The organism is Hansschlegelia beijingensis (assembly GCF_045505405.1).
Taxonomy (GTDB): Bacteria; Pseudomonadota; Alphaproteobacteria; order Rhizobiales; family Methylopilaceae; genus Methylopila; species Methylopila beijingensis_A.
The window spans coordinates 1-1349 of the sequence record NZ_JBJKEX010000524.1 but is presented as its reverse complement, the minus strand read 5'-3'; the positions used below and the strand labels follow the sequence as shown (position 1 = coordinate 1349).

The following is a 1349-nucleotide window of genomic DNA, read 5'->3' as shown; positions in this document are numbered from 1 at the left end:
GCGGGTGGCGTCGGCGGCGGCGCGGGCGGCCTCGGCGCCCAGGCTGACGCAGCTCTGTTCGATGCGGGCGGCGACGCCGCTCATCGCCGCATTGAGATCGTCCAGCCGGCCGTCATTGCGCTCCAGGCCGTTGACGATCCGGCCGATCTGCTCCTCCAGCGCCGCCGAGGACTGAACCTCGCCAGGGCGGGCGACGAGCAGCTGTTCGGCGATCGAACGCACCGCCTCCTCGACGCGGTCGAACGAGGCGCCGCGGGCGCGGGTGGCCGCGGCCATGTCGTCGATCCGCTCGCTCAGGCCGTCGACGCTGCTGACGAGTTCTCCGACCGCCTCCGGCGCCGGCGCGACGGAACGCGCCGTGAGGCTGGTCGCGAGCGTGTCGATCTTGCGGCCGAGCCCGTCGATCGCCTCGGGCCGGGCGACGGCGGCGATCTTCTCGATCTTGTCGTCGATGACCTCGAGCTTGCCCGAGAGATCCTTGAAGGCGGCGGCGCTCGGGGCGACCGGCGGCCGCGCCTTGAGACCCTCGGTCAGCGCCTCGATCTGGCGGCCGAGGTCGCTCATCGCGTCGGCCCGGGGGCGCGCGTCGAGCTCGGCCCGGAAGGCCTCGTTCATGCGATCGAGTTCCTCGGCGCGGGCGCGCGACGCCTCGGCGATCGCGTCGATCTTGCCGTCGAGCGCCTCGACCTGGCCGGTCAGCCCCTCGACGGCCTCGCGCGCCGGGATCGCGGCGCTCTCGTGCCGGTCGAGCCGGGCGACGATCGACTGGATCTCGGCCGAAAGCTCCCCGACCGCGGACGCCCGCGGGAAATGGTCGAGTTCGCCGCGCACCTCCTCAATGCGCTGCGCAAGCGCCTCGACCGCCTCGGCGCTGCGCGGACCGATGACGTCGAGCCGGGCCGAGATGGCCTTCAGCTCTTCGGCGAGCTCGGAGATGATCTGGGGGCTGGCCGCGTGGCCGCGCATCTCCTCGACCTGGGTGACCAGGGAGTCGATGGCTCTCAGCGCGCCGGAGTCGAGGCCCGAGGGCATGGCCGCTCCGAGCAACCGCGACAGGGTCGCCATCTCGCCGGTCAGCTCGTCGAGATCCGAGCGCCGGGGCAACTCCTCGACCGTGCGGCTGAGCCGCTCGATCTCCGAGCGCATCCCGGCGATGACGTCGGGATCGATGGCGGGCCGGGCGGCGGCTTTCGGCGCGGGCGCCGGCCGCAGGGCCGGCGAGGCGTCGGCCTCATCGGAGCCCAGCGCATCGCTGACCGAGAAATGGCTCGGATGCGGCGTGTGCCGGAGCGCGTCGATGATCCAGACGTCGAGGCCTTCCAGATAGGCCTGCGACCACTTCGGGATCT

Annotated in this window: 1 pseudogene; it reads right to left on the bottom strand. The window is 72.8% G+C overall.

Going from position 1 to position 1349, the window contains the following annotated elements:
• Window positions 1-1242: 1242 nt before the first annotated feature.
• Window positions 1243-1349, bottom strand: a pseudogene (locus ACIKT0_RS18345) (MBL fold metallo-hydrolase); the annotation flags it as partial.